This window comes from Halostagnicola sp. A-GB9-2 (genome assembly GCF_030068615.1).
GTDB lineage: Archaea > Halobacteriota > Halobacteria > Halobacteriales > Natrialbaceae > Halostagnicola.
On sequence record NZ_JASJOC010000017.1, the window covers coordinates 36,056 to 62,006 of the forward strand.

Sequence of the window (25,951 nt, forward strand, 5' to 3'; positions counted from 1 at the left end):
TCATTTATCTGAATACTGTGTCAATACGCAGGTGGGAATGTCTTAACAGACCGAGACCGAACTCGAGGTCGCAGAGTACACGCTCGAACTGGTCGGATCGAACCAGGAGTGGACGGGACGATGGTCGACGGCGGGACCGTCAGGACGCACGCGCCACCTGCGTGCTGTGGTCCGATGATCACACCGGCGTTTCATGGCGGTCACAAGGTGACGAAGCCGATCGCCGACTCGGCGAGGGTCGATCCATCGTGATCGGCAGCCACGGTCGCTCGGGACCGTTACGTGTGTTGCTCGGAAGTGTCGCCGAACGGGTCGCTCGACGCGCACCCGTTCCGGTGCCGATTGTTCGATAATTGTCGGAGAGCGTCCGTGCGGCTCACTCATCGGCTTCGAGACACGCCTTCGTTCGCCGTTCCGTATCGCGCAATAGCGTCTCATCGTCGGTGAACACTTCGATCGAGACAGTGCCGTCGAATCCCGCGAAGTGCTCCGTCACGATGTCATAGTCGATTTCACCGGCGCCGATCGGAAGGTGCGTATCACCGCGGCTTCGCGCGTCGTGGACGTGTAGGTGCGACACGAGATCACCGTAGCGCGAGCAGAACCGATCGATGCCGTCGTTGCCGTCCTCCATGTACGCGTGTCCGACATCAAAACAGACCCTCGTCTCGGTCTCGCGGGCGAGGTCGCCGAGGACGGTCAGCTGTAACCCCTGCTTTTGGTGGCCGACGTTTTCGACGACGAGTTCGATACCGGCGTCCGCGGCGGCCGCCCCGATCGCGTTGAGTTGCTCGGCGAAGAGCCACCGATGGTCCGTATTGTATGGGTTGCGGGCCGTCGCGTGGAGAACGGCTTTCTCCGCGCCGACGGACCCAGCCCAGTCAAGCAGCCGCGTCTGATACTCGACGATGGCCTCGTTGATTTCCGGAACCGGCGTCACGACGACCTGCTTGAACGGTAAATGGACGCACAGATCGGCGTCGGCGTCGCTGAGTATCGTTTCGAGTCGATCGACGTTGATCTCGTTGAGCGCCGTCCCTTCGCCGAGCGCAAACTCCGCCAGATCGAACCCCTCGATCGTTTTTGCCATGCGATCGAGCGAGTCACCGACGGTCAGGCCACAGTCCATACCCACTCATACGCTGCCCGCCTTTTAATGGCAGCGTCGACCGACGGCGGTCGTGACCATGACGGCCATCGAACCTCGCCAGTTGTTGTCGTCCATATCGCCCGTTCCGATGATGCACCCCGAAGACGCGGGTGTACGTCGAACGCGTTCGGATATCCAGAGCTTTGTTCAGGTCTTCGTCACCGAGATACGCTGAGAGGCTGTGGGTTGTGACTTGCATCATCTTCGCACAGACCACATGGCTCAATACGGTCTCGTCAACCTGCGTTATGTGAATGACATACTACACATGTATAAAAATTGATGAAGAGTATTTGTTTTCCAATGTGCGTCCGAATCAAGTGGTTGATTCATATATCGTTATCGACTACATGACATCTGCCCCACCATTTGAAGTAGTCATCGCTGGTGGCCAGCGTATGCCGCCGATCGAGATCGATGATCTCACCAAACGATACGGAGATCTCGCTGCGAACGACGCAGTTACGTTCGACATCGAGAGCGGAGAAATATTCGGCTATCTCGGTCCGAACGGGGCAGGGAAGACGACGACGATCCGACTGCTGCTCGGGCTCATTAAACCAACCGCTGGAACGGCACACGTCCTCGGCGCCAACATCCGAAACCGACGGGCGCTCACCGAGGCCAAAGCCAACATCGGCTATCTCCCGGATACGCTCGGATTCGAGGAACGACTGACCGGAAACCAGATACTCGATTACTTCGCACGAATGCGCGGCGACGAGCGACGCGAAGAGCTTCTCGACCTGTTTCGTCCGCCACTGGAAAAGCCAGTCGAGACATATTCATCGGGAAACAAGCGAATGCTCGGGATCGTTCAGGCGTTCATGCACGATCCAGATCTCGTTATCATGGACGAACCGACGGCCGGACTCGACCCGCTCAAGCAGGATCGACTCCATCAGTTCCTCGAAACTGAACGCAACGCTGGAACGACCATTTTCCTCTCGTCACACGTCCTGAGCGAGGTTCAGCGTATCTGCGATCGCGTGGGGATTATTCGGGCGGGTAAACTGGCCGCTCTGGAAAACGTCGAGAACTTGCTCACGCGCAGCGGCAAAGACGTGTGGGTCCGCCTGGACGATCCGGTCGAGGACGCGCGGTTTCGCACTGACGACATGATCGATGTGGAGGTAACTGACGCGACGATTCAGTTTACCTACACCGGCGACGTGAAGACGCTGTTGGCGCATCTCGTCCAGTTCGAGGTCGCCGACGTCGATATCGGCGATCCACAACTGGACGATATCTTCAAACACTACTACGGTGATGAGGGTGGAACTGAGAACGCACCCGCAACCGGAATCGAGGAGGACACCACAGCGGAGGCAGAATGACGGCGATCCTGCGCACCGAATCCGGCAAACTGCTGCGTAGTTCGGTACTACTGACAGGGATGTTTGCGCTGCTCTCGGCGTTTATGTTCGCCGCCTTCCCAGGCTTTGCGGAGGAAGCGGAGTTCGTCGAGGAGGCGTTTCCGCCGGTCCTCATCGGACTCTTCGGATTCGAAGCGCTGCACACGATTGAGGGGTTCGTCGCCAGCTACCTCTTCTCGCTCATCTGGGTCCTGTTCGCCGGCATGTTCTTCGCGTACGTCAGTGCGGGCCTGATCGTCGAGGACGTCCGGACCCGAAAGATGGATCTCATCCTGTCGAACCCCGTCTCGCGAGAGTCAGTCGTCCTCCAGAAGGTGGCCGCGCTCTGGGTCCCCCTCGTCGTGGTGAACGTCGGCCTGTTGGTCGTGCTTCTCGCGGGTGCAAACGTCCTCGGCGAGTCGCTCGACCCGATCGATCTGGGAGTGGCGCTCCTGCTCAGCGTTCCTTATTTGCTGGTCTGTGCCGGAGTCGGGATCGTGCTGTCCGTGACCGTCGACCGCGTCGAAACCGCCCAAGCCAGCGCGTTGGGACTGGTGTTCGTTCTCTGGCTGGTCGACGGGTTATCGAACATGGGTCCCGATTTCGGGTGGGTGGGACAGTTCACACCAAGTCGGTACGTTACGCCGACGGACGTCCTCGTACACGAGGAGTACGCCTACGGGGAAGCCGGAATTCTCCTCGCAGTTTTTTTCGTCCTGCTGGGACTCGCTGTCTTCATCTTCACACGGAGGGATATCTGAGATGACTATCACGCCCACGACAGTCGATAACCGCGTCCACCGGTTCCTCAACGACGGCGTGGAGGGATCACCATGACGGCCATACTGCGTCTGGAATCCAGAAAGCGTATTCGGAGTTCGGTCGTGCTGGTCGTCGTTTTCGCGCTTCTCTCAGCCCTCTACTTCTCGATGTTTCCGAGCATCGAAGAAGACATCGAGGCGCTCATGGAGGGGTTTCCGGACTTCTTTTTCGACCTGTTCGGCATCGAAGCACTGCACACGATCGAGGGATTCATCGCCGCGGAGATCTACTCGTTTTTCTGGGTAGTCCTCGTTGGCATCTATTTCTCGTACGTCGGTGCCGGGCTGATCGCCGGAGACATCCGTGGTCGCAAGATGGATCTGACGCTCTCGAATCCCGTCTCGAGGGAGTCAGTCGTGCTCCAGAAGGTGGCGGGACTGTGGGTTCCGCTGGTCGTGCTGAACGTCGGGGTTGCCGTTATCGTCTACGTGGGGGCACTCGTGATCGGGGAGCATATCAACCCCGTCGCCATCACGATGGTACACCTGCTGTCGGTCCCCTACCTGCTGGTTTGTGCCACCATTGGACTCGTGGCCTCCGTCGTCCTCGACCGCGCGAGAAGTGCCAGGGCGACGGCGCTGAGTCTGGTGTTCGTCCTCTGGTTGCTCGACGGCGTCTCCCAGCTGGATCCGGAATTCGAGTGGGCCGGTGTCCTCTCGCCCAGTCGCTACTACGACGAAACCGCGATCCTCGTCCGCGAGGAGTACGCCTATTTCGATGCCGTCATTTTGGTGGGGGCGTTTCTCGTCTTACTGGGGGTTGCGACCGTCGTCTTCACGCGACGAGACATTTGAACGGATCCAACCGTTCGTCTGTGTATCGGGCACCTACCAGTCAGCTGAATCGAACGATGGTGGGGGCTATATTGAAATTGCTCGTGTACGAGGACTGATGACATCGAACCGACGGGACATCCTCGAACGCGCAAGCGCAACGGCAGTAATCAGTACAGTCGGACTGGCGGGCGCGACGACAGTCGGGGCGCACCCGCGCCCACGTCCAGCAGTCGACGACGGCCTCCCGGAGTACAGTCGATGGCTCACACTCGATACCGGTGACCTCGAGTTCGTCTCCGTCGACTGGGAGACCGTCGGCGAGTATGTCGAAGACGAACTCGAGCAAGCACAGACGGAAGACGACCCGGAACTGCCCGCGGAGTTCGAAGCCGATCCGATGATCGCGCCCGTTTCGGAGGGAATGATCTCGATGTACTTCTTCATCGGGCTCACCCTCGCCCCGTACGGACTGGGCAGGCTCCTCGACGAGACGACGTTCGAATCGACGCCTCAAGACCTGGTGTTGACCGACGCGACGTTCGTTGCGACGGGCATCGATGCCGCCGAAATCGACGCACAGCTGACCCAGGAGACGGGGATCGAGTTCATCAGGCAATTCGAACGGACGGACGAGATCGGAGAGTACGATGTGTACACGTCGGTCGAGGATGTAGAGGAGGACGATGTAATGATCGCCGTCGGCGATGAGGCGCTCGTCGTCGCTGATAGTATGGCCGTCGACGCAAGCGACGATTCGATGGCGATACTCGAGACGGCCATCGGCGCTTCGGACGGCGAAATAGACAGAGCGACCGACGAATCCGAATCGTTTGAATGGCTCGTCGAGACGGGTGGTCACGGCGACGTCACCGTCGGACAGCACGGAGATCCAGTCGAGGACGATGTATTCGTCGACCTTGACTTTGAGGGACTCGAAGACGCCGAAGGGATCGTCTCGTCGCTCACCGTCGAGGACGAGACAACGTCGACCGGCGATTTTGTGGCGATTATCGACAATCCAGACGAGGACGCGCTGGAGGATTTCGTCGGTGCATCTGGCGAAGACCAATCGGTGTCTGTCGATGGTGATCGCGTGACTGCGACAGCGACGTGGCGAGAGGAGACCGTGACTGGGACCCAATCCCTACAATTCCTGAAATAAGTAGGATATCTACGTGGTTGCTGGCTTGATCGACAAGTGTGCGGACCGGGCTGGCGCGGCGCTGTTTCGTCAGGCGAAAGTGAGGCGATGTGATTTTGTGGTGCTCTATGCCAAAAATCGACCGCCTTATCGGATGTAACGACTGGATCGATTTGAGTTTTGTGGAGCGTGAGCGGACACCGCGTCAGCTGATGGAACTCGGTATTCGACTCCACTTGAGAAGCGAGCAGGTCGTAGAGCTAGTTTGGAATGTCACTCGTAGGCCTGCTCAGCAAGTTCTACGCGACGGAATTTGATGAATACTGGGAGCGTGAGCGGACAGCGATTGCGTCAGGATGTTCGCTGTCCGGCTTCACGCGACCGGTTGTTCGCTTCGAGAGACACAAGCGATTCTTCGCTTGATCGGTGTTGAACGCTCTCATCAAATAATCCGAAACTGGATACAATGGTTGGCTGACAGCGTTCCAGACCCGCCGATGTCCACGAGAGCAGAGTTTTCGTGCGGCCTCTTGGAGAGCAAAACTCTCCAACGGTCGGCGAATCTTCGATTCGCCTCGACATCAGACGCAAAGCGTTCTGGTGTGGTAATATGTGTATCATACAATATAGTGTTGTCTCGATCAGTTAGTCACCGACGAACTATGAAGCAATCAATTCAAGTTTCGAACGGGAATTCTATAAGTATATAACCACTTGTTTGATCAGGTTTCATTCGACATAGTCCAGCTGACTGTTCAAGCCCAATTAAGCGAGGAAAGACATGTGATCATAGTCACCGACGAGAAATATCGCTTCAAATGAAATATATTTATAAATTTTTTAATATTATGGTACGGCGGCTAGATCGGTGCCTCGCCGCCCGAAGACTACGACATCGAGAATCAGATTTGACCCCATTATATTGTACTATATACCCAATGTTAATTGGAACTTATCTCAACAGGTAGTTCACATAATGGTGACTTGCGGCGGCGTAGCCCCGGTGGTTGGTTGGCGATCTGCCAGCCAATGCGTCCACACTCAGACAGCTCCGTGCAAACAGTCTATGCCGAACCGCCGTAACACGGCAGTTGTTTTTCTGACTGATAATCCGTGTGAACGAACGCCCAAGGTTCCTTTGAGCACCACTTGGGCGGCTCTATTTTCGCTCGTCTCGAGTGCTCCTTTCGCTCTGCCTACGGCTCGTCGTCACAATCACCAACTACGAGCAAGGAGACGATCCGATCCGTGAAAATTTTAATCGATGAGATGGGTTCTATGACACATTCCGTTACGTTACCATCCTCTCCACCCTGAACAGTAGACACCGAACCTAGTTCACGACATTGCTGGTGAGATTGTTTATGGTCACAACAACTGAAGCAAAATAGGGCTGTAATGCCGAATCAACCCTTGTCTATCCAGAACTCAGCTTAGATATCAAATTCTGAGGAGTGGGTACGAGAGAGGATTTTCTAGTACTCAAGAGACCATCCGGTCACTTGTTTGAAGTTGGTCGGCTAGGCTCGCATAGAACGAGGCACAGCTCTCGTCGGGTGATCGGTGTGGAGCGACTGTTCCCAGTGTCTCCCAATTACCGATTAGCACCAGCCGTTTTCGGGCTCGAGTGAGTGCAACGTTCAGTCGGCGAGGGCCTTCATCCGGGAATTCGAGAAAGCCGCTGTGTCCCTCGTCGTTGCTCCGGACGAACGAGACGATAATCGCTTCGCGTTCCCCGCCCTGGAAGGAATCAACCGTATCGACATCAACGCGTCTCGAGTTGTCGATCTCGAGCTGATTGACTCGATTGATTACTTCTCCAACTTGTCCACTGTAGGCAGTGATAACGCCGACATCACTGGGGTCGACACCGTTCTGAACCAGGAGTTTCACTTGTTTTGCGACCGCTCGTGCCTCCTCGAGATTATAGAGAGAGTTACCGTTCGTCTGGCGTTGCTCCGCTCCGGCGATGTCGATACCCATGATGGGGTTTAGCTCATCAACGGTCCACTCACGACATCGGTCGGCCGTTTGCAACTCACCGTTGTAGAACGCTTCGTTCGGAAACGTCGCGATCTCCTCGTTCATTCGATACTGTTTCCGGAGGAGAACGGAGATCTCATCCTCGTATCGGTTGAGGAGGTATTCGAAGAGGGAGATATGCATCTCCTCCTCTTGCATCGACTCGTCCGCGCAGTACGGCGGGAGTTGCTTGTGGTCTCCCGCGAGGACGAGTTTGCGAGCGCAGTTGAGAACGATCGCCGTTGCCGGTCGGCTCGCCTGCGTCGCCTCGTCGACGACTGCCACGTCGAAGGCGTTCTGGTCAAACTGCGACGCCCCACTGGTCGTTGCGGCGACGACGTCGGCGGCCCCAGGCGATCGGTCGATGTAGTGCTCGTCCACGACCGGATTCCGGGTATTATTCCCAACCCGAGCGATCGACAGCTCCGTCTCCGAATCCTGTGCCATTGCGTGCAGCGTGTCCGTCTCCGGCGCGTCTCGAGTGCTATCGCCGACCAGTAGATTGTCGACGGCCTGATTCGAGTGGGCCGTTACCAGTACCGATTGTCCCTTATCGACGGCATGTTGGACGTATGCAGTCAGGGTCCGCGTTTTCCCCGTCCCCGGTGGACCGTGAATACAGACGACATCGTTCGCTCCATCCGCCCAGAGTAACGCCCGATACTGATACTCGTTCAGTCCGATGTTGGGCGCTGGAAGCGCGTACTTGTTAACGTCGAATGCGACGGAACGGTTTCCGGTGAGAAGATCTCGCTTCGAATCGTTGGCCTCCACCTGGGTGATCGCTTTGAGACGCCGGTTAAACGGGATCGGGTTCAGCAGTTCTTGTACCCAGCATTCGATCTCGTCGCTAGCCAGGATCTTCTCGACGACAGCGCGATCACCGACGGAATCCCAAACCGGTTGGATAGTGACATTCGGTCCGTCGATATCGAGGATCTCACCCTCGAGCGGGAACTGCTCGTCGTTCGCGTCGGTATCTACGATACAGAAGTTCCTTTCGAAGAGCCCTTCGTCGTCGCGAAGGTCGATATCGCCGTCTCTATCGTCGTCCTCATCATCCGCGATCTGGAAGACGTAGGCCATACCTTCGGTTTTGCCACGTCTTGTGCGGATAGGGAGAAACGGCCCGGAGACGTAATTCCGACGCACTGCGGTATCAAGACCGATGTCGGAATACGTCTTCCAGTTTGACTCGCGTTGCGTTTCGCGTTCGGTGCGAACGAATTCTTTCAGTTCTTCGAAGAACGCCGCTCGATCGTCAGTACTCAATCGATCGGACGGCTGGATCCGCTCCGGTGGGAATTCGGATTCGTCGATCGGTAGTTCCGGTTCCTCCCGATGCTCGGGAAGCCAGAACCGGAGTCGATGACCGATCTCTTTCGTCCGCAATTTCTCGCAGGAGGTGAACCGTTCGGTTCCGGAGATACCGAATCCGCTGTCGAACCAACCGATGTGGTCCTGCTCCGGTCGATAGAGAACGTACTCGTTCGTCGGTACCGGCTCGTCGACCGCGAACAGGGGAACGACGTACTTGTCCCCATCCGGGGTTTTGATGTCGAGTAGCTCTTTTGCACGCTTTGCCGCTGTAGACACGTCGACTGGGTCGTACTCGGATCCACGAATGTCCGCATGAAGGAGATTGGTATCCGCGTAGTGCCAATCGTTGAATAAATCGTTCATAAATTCACAAATTCTGATGGGTATTTAGTTTAAATGGTTGTGCAGCTTGAGCTGTCAAATTTTGACAGTGCCGTTAGCGAGGACAGTGGAACTGAATTTGACCGCGATAGACATATCAAAATACGACTCAATAGCTTGATGGATTTCTGCCTCATGACTGTATCCGTTCTAGGAACAAGAGACGATTCGCCTATCCTACGTTTCAGGTACCTAGAGGAATTCACCGCCTTCTAGCACACACCCAAAAAAGATGCTTTCGGTCGCCTCAATCGAGGTCTCGATCACAATACTTAGATGTCAGATAAACCAACCTGATAGCTGTAGGTGATGAGTCGGTTAGATCAGATGGCTAAGGTATCAGATCCACCATTCACAACTGGGTGCAAAAGGCTGATCTACAGCCCTTCAGTGGAAAATTACCGGCTCACGTTGCCCTCGATGGGGTAGTGATCCAACTCACCGACCAGCGCTATTGGCTGTCCGCTACGGTTCATCCACGCACCAACGAGTTCTTGTACGTCAGCTCTTTCTGACCCGAAATACCGCTGTTACCTCGATCTACAGTGCCGCATTACAGCTCGGATGATCACTGCGTCGCGTCCTGATCGGTGACGACGACAGTCGGAGAAGTGTTCGCTGCTCTTGAAAAGAACACTCAGAGCAGCCACAACCCCATTGGCTGTTGATGATCGAAGATTCTCATGAACCCTGCGCCCTCGAGGACGGACCCCCCGTCCAGCTCACAGCCGTGTGGCCGCTTGCCCATCACGGCGACGGGGACGTCAATCGTCGTTTTCTGAATCGATCGGGTACGATGAGACGCCCTCCATCTCGGACGTCGATTCGTAGTTCGGATCCTGATCGGCGTCCATCTCCCCGAGAAAGACGAGCGCGATAACGACGCCGACGAGCGCGAACCCGATGGCGACGGCAAACGCGAGCCGATAGCCCGCCGTCTGCGCGACCAGCGTCCCGCTCCCGTTTGCGAGGAGGGTCTCGGTGTGCGAGACCGCGACGGCCGAGAGAACCGCGATGCCGATGGGGCTGCCGATCTGGTACGTCGTCTCCTCGATTCCTGGCGCAATCCCGTGATCCCGGTCATCGACACCGGTGAGCGCGGCAATCGACGCACCGGCGAAGTCACGTCGAGCAGTTGCTCGGGGACGTGCTTGATCTTCAACAGCGCCCGCCAGCCGAACGTGATCGACGCCGAGAGGGCGGAAGGCGGCACGGGTCGGTCGCCGGTCCCAACAGCTGTTTGGATACGCTCGACGTCGGGATCCGTCGGCGAGTCCGTCACCGGCGGTCACCCCCGGAGGGACCGCCGCGTGCAGGCCGATCGGTCAGCGCGAGAAACACCTCGTCGAGGCTGGGCTGACCGAGCGCGAACTCGGACGTTTCGACGCCGGACTGAGACAGTTTCACGAAAGCGTGGGAAGCGCGCTCGGCGTCCAACACCCTCGCAGACAGCGACAACGGGTCGGAACGGCGCTCGATGGGCGCCTCGAGCACCGACTCGAGTACCCGTTCGGCTTCCGCTCGCTGTTCCGGAGTCCGAACTCGAACGTTCAACATACACGAACCGACGGACGCTTTCAGTTCATCGGGCGTCCCTTTGGCGATGATCCGGCCCTCGTCGATGACGGCGATCAGGTCGGCCAACTGATCAGCCTCCTCGAGGTACTGCGTCGTCAGGAGCACGGTCGTCCCGTTGGCGACGAGCGCTCGGATGATCTCCCACACTTGATTCCGGTTGCGTGGATCGAGTCCGGTCGTGGGTTCGTCCAGAAACAGCAAATCGGGTGTGACGACGATGCTCGCCGCAATATCGAGGCGGCGACGCATTCCGCCGGAATACGTCTTCACTTGACGTGTTGCGGCCTCAGTCAGTCCGAACGCCTCGAGGAGATCGGCGCTTCGCGCTTTTGCCCCCGTCCGCGAGTAGCCGAGTAATCTCGCCAAGAAAATGAGATTCTCGCGACCGGTCAAATCCTCGTCGACTGAGGCGAACTGGCCGGTCAGACTCACTCGGCCCCGAACTTCGTCTCCCGCTTTCACAACGTTGTGGCCGAACACGCGCGTCGTTCCCGCGTCGGGTCGCAAGAGCGTCGCGAGCATGCGGATGATGGTGGTCTTGCCGGCACCGTTGGGACCGAGCAGTCCGTAGATTCCGCCGGTCGGGACGGAGAGGTCGACGCCATCGACCGCTTTCGTGTCCCCGAAATGTTTGACGAGTCCCTGGGTTTCGACCGCGTAGGTCGGTTCCGTGCCGGTGTTCTCGTCGGTGGATTTGTGTTGTTTTTGCATCTAATTCACATGTTACTCAAAGCGAAGGAATCGAATCAGAACGACCCCGAATTCGCCGGGGTTTGATATAGGCCTGGTAGTAAAATGCACGGAGAGATGGGATGTGCTCGCCGTAAGCGCTCGGCAAGCGCGGAACGGGAGAGTGGCGAGGAAGCAGCAACGTTGTCAAGCGGCAGTTCCTCCGATCGAAGTTGAAATTCGGCAGTTAAGGCCATACCGCCCACTCGGTGAAAAACCCGGTAAAATTTCGTAGTATCTCACGGCGTCAACGGCCGGTTCGGCGTGACCGCTTAATAGTGAACGACGCCGTCGAACCAATCTACAAGCGACTCGTTCAACTTCCCAAGACCTGTCGGTCGCTTTCGGGTGCAGATCAACTGCTGACTGATGGCTACTACACGCTGACGTCGAAGCAGCGTTCACGTCAATCGAGAAGACGTTCATGTTTTGGGTAATTCACGAGCATCGCATCACCATTATCGCTCAGAGATCACAGAGCGGAACCCCGCATCTTCGGGTACGAGAAGGAACCGATACTGCCGGATCTACCTACGTAGATCGATTGACATGGAATCACGCAGAAACTTCTACAGCGAAGTGCCATCGCCATCGAACCGATCGATCGTATCACCGTTAGAATTAGTTGCTCGAAGCTCCCAAGCACCATCGCCGAGGGAGAGGATGCCACCGTCGGGATCCGGTTCGCCGTCTCGGAGGCGACGCGTTCGTTTATACACGTGATCGTCGTGTTCGAACACGGTATTGACGTTGTACGCCTCAAACAGCGGTGTCCAGTGCTGACGAATATCGCCCCGCTCTTCGGCTTCGATCGGCTTCGCACAGGGATAGGCGAGAATGTGGCTCATAGTCATCACGTGGGCGCGGTCGGTACGCTCGGACAGCGCGCGCTCGAGTCACCGCTCGAACAGCGCACAATCGAGTCACTCGGTTTGGGCTCCCGCGACAGTGGTCGTGTGATTCGAATCAAGGAGCAGTATCGAGAGATCAACCCCGATAAACTCCATCAGCGTACGCCAAGTCGCCGCCAACGAGCCCGAATAACGGATCCCACGACGACGCCTGTTTGTGCAGTGGCGGGACACTCAACGACGTTCCGATATCACCGCCTTCGGCGAACGTCATGGTCTCCGGGATCTCCTCGGGAGCAGTTTAAACGGCGAGGCCGGTCGTCCGTTCGCTCGAGAAAGCGGCGCTATTTTTGGCCGAAACGTCGACAGTCACCGGATCTGACTGTTCCACTGTCGGTACGAGCCATTGTAGCGTGACTGAAGTGGTTGGATCGTGTCCCCGCCACGTCGCGATGAACGTTGATAGCTCGGTCATTGGCGTCTTGTTGGTAAAGCCAAAGCTGGTACACCCAGCGATACCAACAGTTCCAACACTGGCGACTTGGAGGAATCTCCGACGTGTCTTCCGTCGACGCACAGACGCACCTCAGTTGCTTTGATAAGTATCCTGACTCATCAGTACTACTCTCCCTCCAAATCCGATCCAGACACACGAATCTGCTGATTATGAGCTTCGAACCGCATACGCAAAGCCAGAAGATAGCGATCACTAACTGGCACCTCCGGAATCAACTCACCGTTCGATCGGGGGATATTCTTAACCGAGTCGAACCTGAATATGGGAGTACGAACTGAGATGACCGACCTCACTGATCCACGACCACCGCTTCCAGCGTGGATTGTAGACGCCTACGAAATCCTCGCTACTCACAGTCACAACACAGCGGAGGATCAAGGCGGGCAGCCGATTCCGCGTGAGCAAGCTCTCGAGGTCCTTCGTGACGCTGAGCAGTTGGATCTCGAAGCGGGGGATGCGACCCATGCACTGTCCCGGCTGATCGATCGCGGCTATCTCTACGAAGTAAACGGCGAACTCCGCATAACGATACCTGAAAACTAACAAGCAGGCGACCTGCGCTGATTCTGTCGAGCGGATCTAAAGCTCCTCTGAGACAGCTGTCTCCTCGAGCAATCCACGTCTTTCTCCGACGAATTCTGACTGGGAACAACCGGCTGAATCAGGGTCTGGCGACCGGTCACTACAGAGGAGGTCATAGAGGTCTATCAGTGGGATCGTGAACGAGCGGTCAAGGAACTCGAGATTGACACGTACTTCGCGGAAGTCCTCCCGGAAGACAAGGACAAGAAAATCATCGAACTGCAAGAACAGGAAAAGCTCGTGGCGATGGTTGGTGACGGGGTGAACGATGCACCCGCACTGACGCGTTCCGACGTTGGAATCGCCATCGGCTCGGAGACCGACGTCGCCGTGGAATCCGCAGACGTCGTCCTCGTGGAAAACGATCCGCGAGACGTCGCGCATCTCGTTCGGCTGAGTCGGAAGAGCTACCGAAAGATGCAGGAAAACCTCGTGTGGGCGGCCGGCTACAACGTGTTCGCACTCCCGCTCGCCGCGGGTATCCTCGCCCCGATCGGCATCCTGCTTTCACCTGCTCTCGGAGCCGTCCTGATGTCGGCGAGTACTGTCATCGTCGCAATCAACGCACAACTCCTGCGACGGGCTGATCTCACGTTGTGAATCGATGCTTATCAGATGATGCAAACAGATTATAATTCGAAAATGAACAGAGTAGACGCTCAGTCATTTATCAGCGTTACAGGAGAATACCTCGGGGATGTTCGGAAGATCTTCGATCTTCCGTAACTGAGCGAACCGGAACGAAGCGGGAACATAATTCCCGTGAGGTCAGCGGGGACTTCGTCCCGCCAAAATTAGCGATGTCCGCGAACGCAAAGTGTTCGTTTGATGATAGTAATTTTTGATTCTCAAACCACTTGACCTCGAGGCGGTTCACAAGTAGACTTATCACTCTATCTGGGACATCATATAGTCAATTGCAGTCCGTATGTTGATAACACGAGTTCGACCCTCGTAATACGTGTTCGAAATCACACCTGTGATCGGTTGTTCAGCGTTCCGATCATCCATCAAAACCCCAACGGACTCGTGTGCCATTGACCCGAGAACCATTACGGCAGCTGTGGGCAGTTCAGCATCGGCCTTACGTAATTCATCTGGGGCATCTGCTCGAACGTGGCTAGCCGTTCGTGGACGCGGTCCATGATTTTACCCGCTCGTGGACCATCGTGGACTCGCACTCCTACTTGTACCTCTCCTAAAAGGGTAATCCACGTTGTCGTTTCTGCTCGGTCTATCCAGTCAAACCGGTTCGACGAAGAACCCGTGGACGCACTCGATCTCTAGGAAGGGAGACATCCGTATCGGCTGTTGCAATTCCTCGCGGCCCGAGCGACCAGGCGTTCACGCAGACGGAACTCCACGAAGCGACCGGCATCAAGCGTGGAAGCGTCGGCGCTGCACTGTCCCGTCTTGAGGAGCGTGGGCTTGTTCGCCACCGTGGCCGATACTGGGCCATCGCCCAGGACGACCGTCTTGCCTCCTACGCTGCACAGACGAACGCCAGTTCCACTTCGACGACGGACGACTACTACGGCGACGAGGAATGACCAGCGATTTGCGATGGACGGAACCTTTGATTCGCTTGACTCGGGATCCCTCGCCTGAAGGCGGAGGATGATATCAATTGAACCCGATAGCTTGATCATCATCCCACGTAATCCGGTTCAGCAAACGTGGGAGTTGATCCAGTCTCCTGTGGAAGATCGCTCCTGGATGGCTATCAATGGTTTCAACTGATTCTCGAGCAACAACAGACTCTCCTTGATTGATTTGCACGTGAGTTGGTCCGAGGTCTGGATGGTCGCCATCTCGATGCCAGCCAAGCATGAACGACCGCTCCGGCTCGATCCAGTTGAACCAGTACCAATAATTACTGTCCTGCTTTGGGTCCGTAAATCCGATCTCAATACGTGCATCGGTTGACGGGTAGGTGGGGTCATCGAGAACCCATTGTGTCTTCGTAGATCCGACTACACGATAACTCCCGGATTCCCGGGGCTGGGCCAGCCGAAACTCGACGGTATCAAACCGATCATCATTCTGCAATTCACGGACGAGGTGGACCCGATGAAGTGTTCGCATCCCAGGACGCATCCAATTAACGAGAAATAGTGGAATATAGATCACCTCTGTGGTGACAGTGAATAGCGGTCATACAGTAATTGGCGTTTCTCCGTTTGATTGAGACAGCTGAGAGAGATCATCATAGAGTTGCAGGGCGTTTTTCAGGAGTCGAATCTCCAACTCGAGTGCCTCCCACGTATCGCTGACGTTCCGTATCTCTTGCATTTCTGCGGCAGAGACATCATCGTTGGTCAACTGCTCTCGCAACTCTTTGACAGAGGGGACGCCGTACTCCTCCGAGAGATTCTCTACTTGCTCTTGATACTCTTGGAGCTGTGATTCAAGCTCAGACTTTGAGTGGTCTTCGATGAGTTGGAGAATCTGGTCGAGGAACTGTTGGACTGGATTCGGTTCGTAGAGTCCATCGTCCCTTTCGCGGACTTTGTTTTCCGTCTGAAGCCGCTTGACCTCGCTATCGGCAGTCTCCCACGCAACCTCCGCTTGTTCTGCGATGTTGTTGATAGTCGTTGGTTCGTTGAGCGTGTCAACCACCATGCGAACGCGCTCACGTCCACTCGTTTTTTTCTTCCATGATCCGGGTTTCGAGGTCATTGGAACACATACGTAGTCGAAACTCAAATAATTTGCTCCCTTCTCGATAATATCGAGACGGCACCGTTTAGTTAGCGCGGTTTGAGAAGCGAGCAAGTCTTCGATATCCTCGCGGTAGAAGTCCTCTGACCCGAGTGTCTCTTCTTGCCACTCGAACTCGTGCGGCATTCCTCGGTTCGAGAGGTCTGGTGGTTCCGGGACCTCTGTCTTTCTTCGAGGAGAGAATCCTGCCGTTCACGGCAGGCGTGAATCCGAAAACGCCTACACAATCCACGTTCGGTAGCAAAAACGGATATTCAAGTGCTATCGCGTTGTAATATGACGTACACCGAGGCGATACAACCGCCCCACTCAATCGGACAATATCGGGACTCCGAGACGCAGAATGTTCGAGACACCCATCTCGAACCGCTGTGGTGTCTCGGCCAGCGAGATAACTCCGAGTCCCCTTGCCGAGGAAAGGAGTAACGGGGGTGTGACCCTGCCAGTGGCCCTGTCATGCCGACCGGGTTACAAACCAGCAAATATCCCAACCTAGCGGTGCGGTGCCGTGTGAAGTCGTTCGACAGATCTTCGATCTGTCGTGATCACAAGAGAGCTCGCTCTCTCGGACGACCCCACCGTCGTTGGGCGTAGCCCGACTGCCTGAGGGATCTTTGATCCCTCACCGTTTACGGTGAGGAGGAGGTCACATCCCGAGACACTCGTCGTTTCGGACCTGATATCCGTTCGTCCGACAGAACTTCGCCGCTTCTCGGCGTACCGCCCGGGACGTCGGGAGCGTTTCTTTGTCGCGAATTCGTTCGATGATCCAGTCGCTGATAGCCTGGATTCCTTCATCATCGTCATCGGCATCGATCGCGTTGAGTTCCTGGAAGGTCTTCTCGTACGCCTTGCGCTGTGACCAACTGAAATCCGTATTCCGAAGCATCTTGCTGGCTTCCACGACCCGTTTCATGGCTTCGGCAACTGTTGGCCACTGTACCTGCACCCGGACGGCAGCTGAAGAGTCGAACGTCTCCTCGTCTGTCTCCGGTACTAGTTCCTCGATACTGTAGCTCCCCTCGACCGATTCGATCTCACGCTTTTGCTGGCGTCTTTCAGCGTCGTGTGCTTGCTTGTCTCGGCCGCGCTTATCGTCTGCCATCCTCGGATTTTGGCTCTCCAGCCAGAGCTCTGTGGTCGACAACAGGGACTCCCAAACGTTTACGCCAGCCATTACAATCGAGTGTATCGGTCATCGCTCGTCAGGTTGGCTAGTTCACTGAACACTCGAGGAATTACCGGTGTTTGAGTGCCGAAGACATCATCTCAATTCAGCACCACCAAACCGTCTCAATTTTGAATAGTTTCTCTAGTACTGGAAAATCAACCGCCAATCAAAGCACTTGAGCAGACGGATTTAACCTAGTGGAGCTGCGTCAGTGATTCAATATAGTCCCCCAATATTTCGTAGACAGAATCGAACTCGGGGAGATCGGCAACGAGATCAGGGGGGCGTATTCTGCCAGCCATCACGAATCTCAGCACGCTTCTCTCTCGGAAGTCCTTCCTCGAGATTGATATCCAAGCCGTCGTGTTCACACTTCCTCGTAAAGGCTGGCACGATAACAGAATCATCAACGTCAGCTTCTGTAAATACTGGATGTCAAATTGGTCAGAAACTGTACTCGTTAAAGATATATAAAATACCACCTATAAACACTTGCAATCTATGCCTTGAAACGAGTCTTCTATGGCTCCTTCAGATAATCAACCCCACCATCGAACGAAGCTCCGACTCGATCATAGAGTACTCTTTTGAATCCCATTCAAACCGTTCTTCGACCCCGGTATCGGTGAATCGAAGTGAGGCACGGACATCACGATCGGGATCATGCTGTAACAGAGCCAGCGCGTATGCGAGCATCTGGGGGCGATAGTGCTCTGCAAGTTCAGTGCTCGTCGTCGATGAGAGGTCGTTCGATTTGTAGTCGATAATATGGAAACCGTCCGGAGTAACGAGCAGCCGGTCGATATCACCGACGATCCGTGTCTCATCGATCCGGGCGACGACAGAGTACTCGTCGTAAGTCGCCTCGAGCGTGGAAGTAGCCTCAACCGCGTCCACAAAGTCGACTGCATCAGCGGCGTGTTCAACGGCTTCCCGAAGATCAGTCTCCGTGGGTTCTTCACCAGCCATCTGGCCCAGCCGGCGAATTATTCCCTCCCATTCGTCTCTCGGCGGACGAAGTTCGTTGAGACGGTGGACAACCGTTCCGAAGGTGGTCGGGCTCAAGCCAGTCGACTCGTCGCTATCGCTGTCACTATAACTGTGACCTCCTTCGGAGGCGTTTGCGACCTCGTTCACGAGCGTTGTCGCAGCGACTCCCATCGCCGGCGTGTGAGCAGATGGCGAGGGAATCGATATCTCCGGCACCGAATCTCCGGCGGGTTCCTCGCGCTGCCAGTCTACGGGGCGAGGTGGAGTCCGAACGGTGTAGTTCGCGTCGCCGAGCTGGCTGTGTGCTTGGTCGCCCCGAATTGCCTGTTCGAGTAGCTCACCATCCTCGAGGAGGATCGGTTGGAGCCAGTCCCGCCATCGATCGGCTTCAGCAAATTCGGCCGGTTCACCGAGCGCCACGCCTCCGGACTCGTCGATGTCGATATCGTGAGTGCCACAGAGGAGGAGATGATCCCGTGTCCTCGTACACGCCACGTAAAGGAGCCGCTTTGCCTCCGCTCGTTCTTGGGGGTGGTATCGTCGATCAGCGTACTCGTGAACAGCTGTCTTTTCAATCGCGAAGGCATCGTTCGGATCTGGACCACCAACCGCTGGAATCGGTGGTGCGTCATCGGTGCCGTCGACAAGCCGGACGTAGCCATGGTCGTCGATGGAACGACCAAAGTTGAGATCACTACCCAGGTCAGGCACTGTGACGATCGGGAACTCGAGTCCCTTGGCGGTGTGAACCGTTAGTAGGCGTACGCCTTCGGTGTCACCTGGGATATCGGCTTCCCCTTCACGCGGGTCGGTCTCGACCTGTCGGTCGATTCGGTGAAGTAACCCAGCTGCCGTGTGGACGCCGTTCTCACTCCAGGTTCGGACTTGGTCCCGGAACTTCTCGACGTTCGCGACGGCCTGCCGACCGCGTTCGTCAGCACTAATTGAAGTCAAATATCCCGTATCGTCGATCACACGGGTCAGGAGTTGGTTCCACGGAAGGACGCCGTTATCGGTCGGCGTTGCACAGCCACTGAGCGTCCGCCACGTCGACAAGAGATCGAACGCATCCGCGAGCTGTGGATCGTCCGTCTCGGCGAGTGCATTCCAGACTGAATCGGCGTCCGCGATCGCAGGGGCGAGACGGTTATCGGTAAATCCGAACAACGGCGAGCGAAGCACACCGTAGAGTGAGACATCGTCCGCTGGGTCACCGAGCGCCCGAAGGAGATTCGTAAGTGCCTGCACCTCGGGCGTATCGTAAAATCCGACGCCGCCAATGACGGTGTAGGGAATATCGTACTCCTCGAGTGCCCGCTGATACCGATCCAGATGCGTTCGCCGGCGGAGTAGGATTGCGACGTCGTCAGGCGTTGCTTCTCGGTGGTCACCCGTATCGGGATCTTGGACTTCCGGCGGGTCATCGAACAGATGCGTTAACCGGGCGGCAAGCCCCTGTGCTTCAGCTTCGATAGTGTGATCGAGCGCGCCGTCTGCAACGGGATGATCCGCGCCGAAGATCGTTTCTGCAGTCTCGGCATCGTCCGGGACGACGAGATATTCGACGCTTCCCGTCAACCCCTCAATGTCCTCGACGCGGTCGCGTTCCGTGGTCAGGCTTTGTGGCGGGGCTTCGAATGGTGCATGGGCGTCACCTTCTGGCTGGAATAGGTGCCCGAAGAGTTCGTTGAGGAACGACAGAGGCTCGTCTAACGTTCGGAAGTTCCCCGAAAGCTCAAGGGCAGTCGGATGTGCCGCTTCGCTCTCGGGAACGGTATCGACGCCACGCGATGCATTAACCGACTGGAGATCGGCTCGAGCATCACCGAACGTCGTTACGTCTGCCCCACGAAACCCGTAGATGCTCTGTTTTTCGTCGCCGACGAGGAAGACGTTCGACGCCGTTTCGCCGTCGACGTCGCTGAGGAGTTTTACCAGTTCCCACTGCCGCGGATCCGTGTCCTGGAACTCGTCGACCAGCACGGAATCGAACTGCTCCTGAAGGCGCTCCCTGACGCTCTCGTTGGCTCGAAGAAATTGCAGTGTGGTTTCGATCACATCGGGAAAATCAAGGGTATCCCGACGGTCCTTCTCCGCGTTGTAGGCCTCCAGAACGTCCTCAAATACACCCAGTAAGGTGAGTGCGTAGTGAGCGCTATGTTCCTCAAGTTCGCCGGGCGTGGTCTCAACCCCTTCCTCGTGGGGTTCGACTGCTTCGATCACGGTGTTGATGACGTCTTTCAGGTCATCATAGACGGCACCGTATTCCCCCCAGTCGTCTTTGTCGCCGACGACGTAGCCTGAGCTGCTATACAGGCCGCCATTTTTCTTCTCACAGACCTCATAGAGATCGAGGATCGCCCGTTGACAGGCGCGTAACTTACTCGCACCTGAGTCTGCGGAAAGCCGTTCGACCACATCCTCGAACGTCTGATAGGCCTGGAGTCCGTCTTCATCGGCTATCGTCGTCTGTGTATCCACTCGGCTAACAACCGTTCGCAACTCGTCCAAGAGCTCGTTGTCGTAGAGCGTTTCGCGGGCGGCTACAGCGTCTAAGTCACAGACGGTCTCCCAGAGAATGTCAATGTAGTCCGTGACGTCGGCATCCTGCCATGCGTCTAGGACAGCCTCGCTCTGTGGGCGTTCATCGAGCAACCCTGCGAGAACGTCGATTAGTTGATCGCGACTCCATAGCTGGGCAAGGAGTCTGATGTCGGTATCGTCCTGATTTCGTTCGAGGAATTCAGTCACAACCTCCCGCTGGAGTGTCGTCGCACCGTCCTCATCGACCACGTCGAATCCAAGCGAAACCGGAGCCTCGACAGCCCGCTCTCGCAACAGGCGTGTACAGAACGCATGAATCGTGTGGACGTACCCGTCCTCGAGTACGTCGAGGACGCCTCGCCAGCGATGATACTCGTCCCCTGAATTGACGGTCTCGAGTTTCTCGTATACTTCCTCTCGAACGCGCTCGGTCAGTTCAGCGGCCGCTTTGCGAGTAAAGGTGATTGTGACGATATTTTCGGGCGTGAGGTCGGGATTCTCGTCCAGTATCGTCACGTACCGTTCGGCCAGTGTCGTCGTCTTGCCGGTGCCAGCACCAGCAGTGATCGCGACGTTTCGGTCCTGGATCAGTGCGTCTTGCTGTTCCGCTGTCAGCTGAATGGTCTCAGTTTCCTCAGTCATCGCTCATCACCGCCTGGAGATCTTCGTCGTCTCGAACACGGAGCGGCACGTATGCGGCGTCATCCTTGCTGACCTCGTCGACGAACTCGCGCTTGCGATGGTGGCGAACGTCACACGCTCGACGGTAGTCACAGTACTGGCAGTTCGCGTCTCGAGGGGACTGCAACGTCGTGTGGAACCGTCCGTTGGCGATTGCCTCGTCGATCTGTCCCAGCCACTCGGGAACGACATCCTCCATGAAGCGCCGAAGATCGGCCTGTGAATCGAATTTCGACTCGACGCCGCGAGGAACCTTGAGGTCGTTTGGCGGCCGCACTTGATAGTACGTCGCTGAGAGCCTCCCCTGGTCGAACAGATCTCCATCGATGACCTCGTCCGCGGCGAGCAGATAGATGGGGAGCTGGAACGTCGTCCCGCCGGTCGTTTTCGTCATGTACGGTGCCTTCCCTGTCTTGTAATCATAGAGCGAGATCTCCGAGTGCTCGCCGTTCCGATTCACGTCAATACGGTCGATGTACCCGCGAATCGCAACCGTCGATCCATCTGGGCGTTCGATTGAAAACGGTCCGGAATCTGCCTCTGGAAGCCCCTCACCGAACGGAGCTTCGAACAGGTGTGGGGACGCAAAATCCCCTCTGGAGAGTTCGTTGTCGAGAAACGTCGCGAACAGTCCCTTTTCGGGCGCATCGTGAGGTTGCACGCCGGATTCGAACGGAACGGAGTCATCGTCGCCCAACCCCGCAAAGAGTTCCGCTTTCCATCGCTCGTAGAACAGGCCGTCATACTCGAAATCAGCTTCATTGAGTTCTGCAACGGCAATTTCTCGGAGGTGAGTAGCGAGCACACCTCGATCGTCGTCGGTGAGGTCTACGCCATCCTCGAGGTTGTCCTGAAGGTCTGCATAGAAGCGCTCGAGGACGTCGTGGACGTACGAACCAGTCTCGAGGGGCGTGGGGGTAACCTCGACATCGTCGGGATCCTCGATCCCGAGAACGTTGTCAGCGTAGAATTTGAACCCGCACCTGGCGTACTGCTCGATCCGACTCGCACTGTAGGGCTCCCGATCTGCCGGTGGGTAAACTGCCCCAACAGTGTCGGAATCCAACAAGCCGTCGTGCTCAGCGAGACTTGTTGTTCCCCTCTGTTCTGCACACTGGAGGCCCCGATCTGTTCGCTTTGTTTGTGCAGGCGAAAGATCACCGCGATCACCGGCACGACTGACCGCCACACGTCGATCAGCGGCGGTCGCGATATGACGCTGGAGATCCTCACGGGAGCCCACGCGATCGTCGACGCCAGCTTCCGGTTCGATTCCGGTTACACGCTGTAGTTCGTCAAGTACCGGCGACCGGACGACGGCGGATTCATCACCACCCGTCTCCGGAGTGGTGATCGTGAGCGCGTCGACGTTCGCGAGCAGGGTCGCAAACAGGTAGCGGCCACGGAGTCGCTCGTCAGCGGTGTCGAACCGTGGGTGGGACTCGGTCATCTCCTCGAAAAAGGCCGGACGTTCCGGGGTCGTCGGGAAATGCTCGCTCGTCAGGCCGACGAGAAAGACCTTCTCGAAGGATCGCATCCGGGCGTCGAGCATCCCCATCACTTCGACATGGCCGCCAGCAGCGCTCTGTGGAAATCGAATCGATACGTTACTGAAAGCTCGAGTGAATAGCGCTAATGGGGATTGGGCGCTACGTACGCCCTCCAGCGCCTCGAAGGAACTGAGTAGCTTGCCAACGCTCTGATAAGCTTGTTGTTCAACAGCCTGTTGTGCACCGCTGGCGTAGTTCTCGGCAGCCGCCTCGAGTTCGAGCCGGTCGTCCAGTAGTCGGCGTAGTGTATCGGTTGCGTCTCCAACGGTTCCTGTACGGAGTGTCTCCAGCGTCGCTAACAGGTCCTCGATCAGTGTTTCTGTTTCGGCGTCGACGGCATCGAGAAGTGGCGTAACTGAAACCGTATCGTGCCGCCGAGCAGCAGCCGTAATAATATTGGCTTGATCAGTATCGACGACGTCGACCAGCGGATTCGCCAAGAGTGATGTGAGGTCTTCGGCACGCGGATCAGGTTCGGCGAGGTTCAGAAGGTCGTACACGACGCTTCCGGTGAACGTCTGATCCAGCTGTGATGCAGCAGTCGTAACGTGTGGAATATCGAACGTATCGAGTGTGTCCTCTACGTAGCCTGAATACGACTCAGTGCCAGGGATGACGACGGCGAGATCATCGGGATCTCGCCCGTCCGCTAACTCGGTTCGCAGTTCGCGGGCCACAAAGCGAATCTCACGCTCGGGTGTGGGGAGTTCCCGCCACTGGAGATGATCCGGGGTTGGAATGACCTCTGGATCTGGCCGATAAAGGGCGTTGGTAATCGTTTTAAACGTTCTCCCGGCCTCGTCCACTGGCTCGAGGTGCACTGTCTCGAAGTCCAGTGAGTTGTAGACATCTCTCGCGTCGGTTGCGACGGCATCGACCCCAGACCAGCCATCCTGATGGAGCGGCAGTAGTGCGATCGTCGGAAAGTCCTCGACGATACGCGCGATGAGGCGGCGTTCAACCGGGCGAAATTCGTGGTACCCTGAGAGGATCACGATGTCCAATTCGGGCGAGACTGTGGATAACGACTGGTCCGCTGTCGCGACGGCATGGAACATTTCGCCGCGGGTACAGACCCATTCGTCGACGTAGTCGGTATGGAAATCGCGGTAGTGACGATAGGCGTTGACGGTAGCTGTTGCGATCCGATCATCGAGCGCAGACCCCTCGAACTCTGTCTTGAGTGCGTCGGCAGTCCTGACACCAGCGTCATCGAAGAGCGAGAAACGGCTACTGAACGAATCCGCAAGCGCGGCAGACGCCGGTTCGCCGGCGAGAGCGCCTGTTGTCTCGGCCGTAGTTTTGTCGAGTGCGTACTCGGTGAGTCGCCGATCCAACTGCCCAGAAAGTGGTTGAATAGGACCGTGGAGGTTTTCGTACCAGTCCCGAACGACCGTATCAAGCGTCTCGGCTCGAAGGCGAAGCGGCTTGTGCGACGTGGCCCAGCGATCTTCAACCTCGCTTCGGCGAGCGTCGTTTCGAGTAATGTAGAGGATACTCCCCAGCGAATCGGTGGCAATATCAGCAGCCCGCTGAAACGCCTGGTGTTCCAATCGGGCGTGTTTCGGACCGGTAAGGAGCGTTGAATCCATCGAACACTCTATACCAAGATATCCACCTCACTTGACTTTTGTCAACAGTGACAGGTGGCACTCTCAGGCGTCCCGCGTAACCGTGAGAGTTCGTCTTTTCGGTCCACGAAGTGTTCTATAGGCCTACTCTAACCCAGTGAAGAATTATACTTCCGAATAGCCTATTCTGAAATAGGCTAATCTGAGATTGGCTATTTTCGAATACCTATGTGGCTCGTGAAGTACCTCGCACACGGTGGGGCGGGGAACTCGCGCTGCCTTTAGTTTAGACCATCAGCAGGACACACACAGATTCCAGGATGTTTTATAAGAACATACGACGGAAACCCGGGGTGGGATTACGGAAACGACGGGAACGAGGGGGATCGAAAGATCCTGGAATAGTCATCCAGATGATCCACGTTCTTCCGGTCATGTAGATAGCGTTGATCTCAGACCGATCTGATTCCGATCTCTATTGGTCATCGATAGCGCCTACGCAAGAGTATAATAATTTGGATGTGCGAATCGCTCACCATCTATCTTTCTCACGTGACTTTTCAATTTCGACATTATTTTGGTTTATCAAACTCTCTTTTAGGATCGTATGCCAGGTAAGAACAAAGATAAATATATCAAAGAGCTAGAAAATAGGGTAGACGAGTTGGAGGATAGAATGAGCGCTATCGAAGACATATTCGCCCCAGCTATTCTCGATCGACAGACCGCACACATCGAGGCGAAAGAAGGGGATGCACGAGATACGCTGTCCGAGGGTGATGTGAAAACAATCAAAATTTTCGATCCGCCAGGTCACGGAAGCGATCCCGATAGCGGAGTCGGAAAGATAGACGGCATCGTGACGTTCGTCAACTGTGACGGACTCAACGTAGATGAGGGCGATGTCGTCCACTGCCGCATTACGAATGTATTGCCGAACGCAGCGCATGGCGTTGCGACGCAGATGGCAGAGTACGACGAGTAGACAACTTCTGCGTACTCTCTTTTGAAGGGGTTTGGTGAATCGCAATACGGCATGAGGCTGAAAGATCTTAGCTAGACTGTGACGGAGTCTACTCGCTTTCTTATCGTGGAGTGTTCTGAGATTGTGGCTGGAATTGTCCAGAATAGCGCCTCTCGGGCCTTCCCTCGCCCATAGAAATCGACGCCATCTAGTGATTCACCAGAGCCATATCTTGCACTATCTCGTGATGATCTGCCATCATTCTATGTGAAAGGGTGAGTGTATCAACACTGTGAAAGTCTCTCCAGTGGATTCCAGTTATGCGCACGATCGGTCCGTATGGCCCTCGAGAACGCCGACATCGCCGTCGACCACGTCGTCCTCGCCGCGCACGGGCGACCCGACGAGCGACGGCCGCTGTACGGCAGCGTCTCGGAGACGGTCATACGGCGCGTGCCGGTGCCGGTGGCAGTGACAGTCGTTCGGTGACCGACCGAGGAACACAAGACGAGCACCGATGGACGACACCTGTGGG

15 protein-coding genes and 8 pseudogenes are annotated in these 25,951 nt (G+C 56.4%); 14 read left to right on the plus strand and 9 right to left on the minus strand.

Going from position 1 to position 25,951, the window contains the following annotated elements:
* Positions 1 to 88: 88 nt before the first annotated feature.
* Positions 89 to 222, plus strand: a pseudogene (locus tag QNM96_RS22985) (acetamidase/formamidase family protein); the annotation flags it as partial.
* A 23-nt stretch (positions 223 to 245) separates the two neighbouring features.
* Positions 246 to 353, plus strand: a pseudogene (locus QNM96_RS21475) (universal stress protein); the annotation flags it as partial.
* A gap of 23 nt (positions 354 to 376) precedes the next feature.
* On the opposite strand, the gene QNM96_RS21480 reads toward QNM96_RS21475, so the two are convergent.
* Positions 377 to 1,129, minus strand: a complete 753-nt coding sequence (locus QNM96_RS21480) for a sugar phosphate isomerase/epimerase (RefSeq protein ID WP_283838858.1) — start codon at positions 1,127 to 1,129, stop codon at positions 377 to 379.
* A 419-nt stretch (positions 1,130 to 1,548) separates the two neighbouring features.
* On the opposite strand from QNM96_RS21480, the gene QNM96_RS21485 reads away from it, so the two are divergent.
* The 6 genes and pseudogenes from QNM96_RS21485 to QNM96_RS21510 form a co-directional block, all read left to right on the plus strand.
* Positions 1,549 to 2,487, plus strand: a complete 939-nt coding sequence (locus QNM96_RS21485) for an ABC transporter ATP-binding protein (RefSeq protein WP_283838859.1) — start codon at positions 1,549 to 1,551, stop codon at positions 2,485 to 2,487.
* Positions 2,484 to 3,266, plus strand: coding sequence for an ABC transporter permease subunit (locus tag QNM96_RS21490; RefSeq protein WP_283838860.1), 783 nt, complete (start codon positions 2,484 to 2,486; stop codon positions 3,264 to 3,266). The genes QNM96_RS21485 and QNM96_RS21490 overlap by 4 nt, the downstream gene beginning before the upstream one ends.
* Before the next feature lie 72 nt (positions 3,267 to 3,338).
* On the plus strand, positions 3,339 to 4,121 hold the full coding sequence (locus tag QNM96_RS21495) for an ABC transporter permease subunit (RefSeq protein ID WP_283838861.1): 783 nt from the start codon (positions 3,339 to 3,341) through the stop codon (positions 4,119 to 4,121).
* Positions 4,122 to 4,218: 97 nt separating this feature from the next.
* Entirely contained in the window at positions 4,219 to 5,265 is a 1,047-nt protein-coding gene (locus QNM96_RS21500; protein ID WP_283838862.1) for a hypothetical protein, read from the plus strand.
* Positions 5,266 to 5,372: 107 nt separating this feature from the next.
* Positions 5,373 to 5,483: pseudogene (locus QNM96_RS21505) on the plus strand (IS6 family transposase); the annotation flags it as partial.
* A 31-nt stretch (positions 5,484 to 5,514) separates the two neighbouring features.
* A pseudogene (locus QNM96_RS21510) lies at positions 5,515 to 5,741 on the plus strand (IS6 family transposase); the annotation flags it as partial.
* A 985-nt stretch (positions 5,742 to 6,726) separates the two neighbouring features.
* Here the strand turns inward: QNM96_RS21510 and QNM96_RS21515 are convergent.
* Positions 6,727 to 8,949 (minus strand): AAA domain-containing protein, encoded by a 2,223-nt coding sequence (locus tag QNM96_RS21515; protein ID WP_283838863.1) that lies wholly within the window; start codon positions 8,947 to 8,949, stop codon positions 6,727 to 6,729.
* A gap of 359 nt (positions 8,950 to 9,308) precedes the next feature.
* On the opposite strand from QNM96_RS21515, the pseudogene QNM96_RS21520 reads away from it, so the two are divergent.
* Positions 9,309 to 9,467: pseudogene (locus QNM96_RS21520) on the plus strand (IS6 family transposase); the annotation flags it as partial.
* A gap of 264 nt (positions 9,468 to 9,731) precedes the next feature.
* Here QNM96_RS21520 and QNM96_RS21525 read toward each other — a convergent pair.
* From QNM96_RS21525 to QNM96_RS21535, 3 genes are all read right to left on the minus strand, one after another.
* Positions 9,732 to 10,259, minus strand: coding sequence for a hypothetical protein (locus tag QNM96_RS21525; protein WP_283838864.1), 528 nt, complete (start codon positions 10,257 to 10,259; stop codon positions 9,732 to 9,734).
* Positions 10,246 to 11,256: an ATP-binding cassette domain-containing protein gene (locus QNM96_RS21530; protein ID WP_283838865.1), complete on the minus strand. Its 1,011-nt coding sequence runs from the start codon at positions 11,254 to 11,256 to the stop codon at positions 10,246 to 10,248. The genes QNM96_RS21525 and QNM96_RS21530 overlap by 14 nt, the downstream gene beginning before the upstream one ends.
* Before the next feature lie 587 nt (positions 11,257 to 11,843).
* Positions 11,844 to 12,122, minus strand: coding sequence for a hypothetical protein (locus tag QNM96_RS21535; RefSeq protein ID WP_283838866.1), 279 nt, complete (start codon positions 12,120 to 12,122; stop codon positions 11,844 to 11,846).
* A 799-nt stretch (positions 12,123 to 12,921) separates the two neighbouring features.
* Between QNM96_RS21535 and QNM96_RS21540 the strand changes: the two genes are divergently transcribed.
* The 3 genes and pseudogenes from QNM96_RS21540 (at position 12,922) to QNM96_RS22990 (ending at position 14,774) form a co-directional block, all read left to right on the plus strand.
* Positions 12,922 to 13,185, plus strand: a complete 264-nt coding sequence (locus QNM96_RS21540; RefSeq protein WP_283838867.1) for a hypothetical protein — start codon at positions 12,922 to 12,924, stop codon at positions 13,183 to 13,185.
* 180 nt (positions 13,186 to 13,365) lie between these two features.
* Positions 13,366 to 13,824: pseudogene (locus QNM96_RS21545) on the plus strand (HAD-IC family P-type ATPase); the annotation flags it as partial.
* 636 nt (positions 13,825 to 14,460) lie between these two features.
* Positions 14,461 to 14,774: pseudogene (locus QNM96_RS22990) on the plus strand (helix-turn-helix domain-containing protein).
* 604 nt (positions 14,775 to 15,378) lie between these two features.
* On the opposite strand, the gene QNM96_RS21550 reads toward QNM96_RS22990, so the two are convergent.
* From QNM96_RS21550 to QNM96_RS21565, 4 genes are all read right to left on the minus strand, one after another.
* Positions 15,379 to 15,846 carry an ArsR family transcriptional regulator gene (locus QNM96_RS21550; protein WP_283838868.1) on the minus strand — a complete coding sequence of 156 codons (468 nt, stop codon included), beginning with the start codon at positions 15,844 to 15,846 and terminating at the stop codon, positions 15,379 to 15,381.
* A gap of 745 nt (positions 15,847 to 16,591) precedes the next feature.
* Entirely contained in the window at positions 16,592 to 17,050 is a 459-nt protein-coding gene (locus tag QNM96_RS21555) for a hypothetical protein (protein WP_283838869.1), read from the minus strand.
* Between the two features lie 597 nt (positions 17,051 to 17,647).
* Positions 17,648 to 21,292: a UvrD-helicase domain-containing protein gene (locus QNM96_RS21560; protein WP_283838870.1), complete on the minus strand. Its 3,645-nt coding sequence runs from the start codon at positions 21,290 to 21,292 to the stop codon at positions 17,648 to 17,650.
* Complete coding sequence (locus QNM96_RS21565; RefSeq protein ID WP_283838871.1) at positions 21,285 to 24,473, minus strand: PD-(D/E)XK nuclease family protein; 3,189 nt, start codon at positions 24,471 to 24,473, stop codon at positions 21,285 to 21,287. The genes QNM96_RS21560 and QNM96_RS21565 overlap by 8 nt, the downstream gene beginning before the upstream one ends.
* Positions 24,474 to 25,059: 586 nt before the next feature.
* Here QNM96_RS21565 and QNM96_RS21570 point away from each other — a divergent pair.
* A complete protein-coding gene (locus tag QNM96_RS21570; protein ID WP_283838872.1) occupies positions 25,060 to 25,437 on the plus strand; it encodes a TRAM domain-containing protein in 378 nt (125 codons plus the stop codon).
* A 315-nt stretch (positions 25,438 to 25,752) separates the two neighbouring features.
* A pseudogene (locus tag QNM96_RS21575) lies at positions 25,753 to 25,905 on the plus strand (universal stress protein); the annotation flags it as partial.
* Positions 25,906 to 25,951 lie beyond the last annotated feature (46 nt).

Excerpts from the sequence above, each read along its gene's own strand:
- QNM96_RS21480 (WP_283838858.1), bottom strand. The coding sequence starts at position 1,129 with ATGGACTGTGGCCTGACCGTCGGTGACTCGCTCGATCGCATGGCAAAA.
- QNM96_RS21485 (WP_283838859.1), top strand. The coding sequence starts at position 1,549 with ATGCCGCCGATCGAGATCGATGATCTCACCAAACGATACGGAGATCTC.
- QNM96_RS21490 (WP_283838860.1), top strand. The coding sequence starts at position 2,484 with ATGACGGCGATCCTGCGCACCGAATCCGGCAAACTGCTGCGTAGTTCG.
- QNM96_RS21495 (WP_283838861.1), top strand. The coding sequence starts at position 3,339 with ATGACGGCCATACTGCGTCTGGAATCCAGAAAGCGTATTCGGAGTTCG.
- QNM96_RS21500 (WP_283838862.1), top strand. The coding sequence starts at position 4,219 with ATGACATCGAACCGACGGGACATCCTCGAACGCGCAAGCGCAACGGCA.
- QNM96_RS21515 (WP_283838863.1), bottom strand. The coding sequence starts at position 8,949 with ATGAACGATTTATTCAACGATTGGCACTACGCGGATACCAATCTCCTT.
- QNM96_RS21530 (WP_283838865.1), bottom strand. The coding sequence starts at position 11,256 with ATGCAAAAACAACACAAATCCACCGACGAGAACACCGGCACGGAACCG.
- QNM96_RS21535 (WP_283838866.1), bottom strand. The coding sequence starts at position 12,122 with ATGAGCCACATTCTCGCCTATCCCTGTGCGAAGCCGATCGAAGCCGAA.
- QNM96_RS21540 (WP_283838867.1), top strand. The coding sequence starts at position 12,922 with ATGACCGACCTCACTGATCCACGACCACCGCTTCCAGCGTGGATTGTA.
- QNM96_RS21550 (WP_283838868.1), bottom strand. The coding sequence starts at position 15,846 with ATGGTGGTTGACACGCTCAACGAACCAACGACTATCAACAACATCGCA.
- QNM96_RS21555 (WP_283838869.1), bottom strand. The coding sequence starts at position 17,050 with ATGGCAGACGATAAGCGCGGCCGAGACAAGCAAGCACACGACGCTGAA.
- QNM96_RS21560 (WP_283838870.1), bottom strand. The coding sequence starts at position 21,292 with ATGACTGAGGAAACTGAGACCATTCAGCTGACAGCGGAACAGCAAGAC.
- QNM96_RS21565 (WP_283838871.1), bottom strand. The coding sequence starts at position 24,473 with ATGGATTCAACGCTCCTTACCGGTCCGAAACACGCCCGATTGGAACAC.
- QNM96_RS21570 (WP_283838872.1), top strand. The coding sequence starts at position 25,060 with ATGCCAGGTAAGAACAAAGATAAATATATCAAAGAGCTAGAAAATAGG.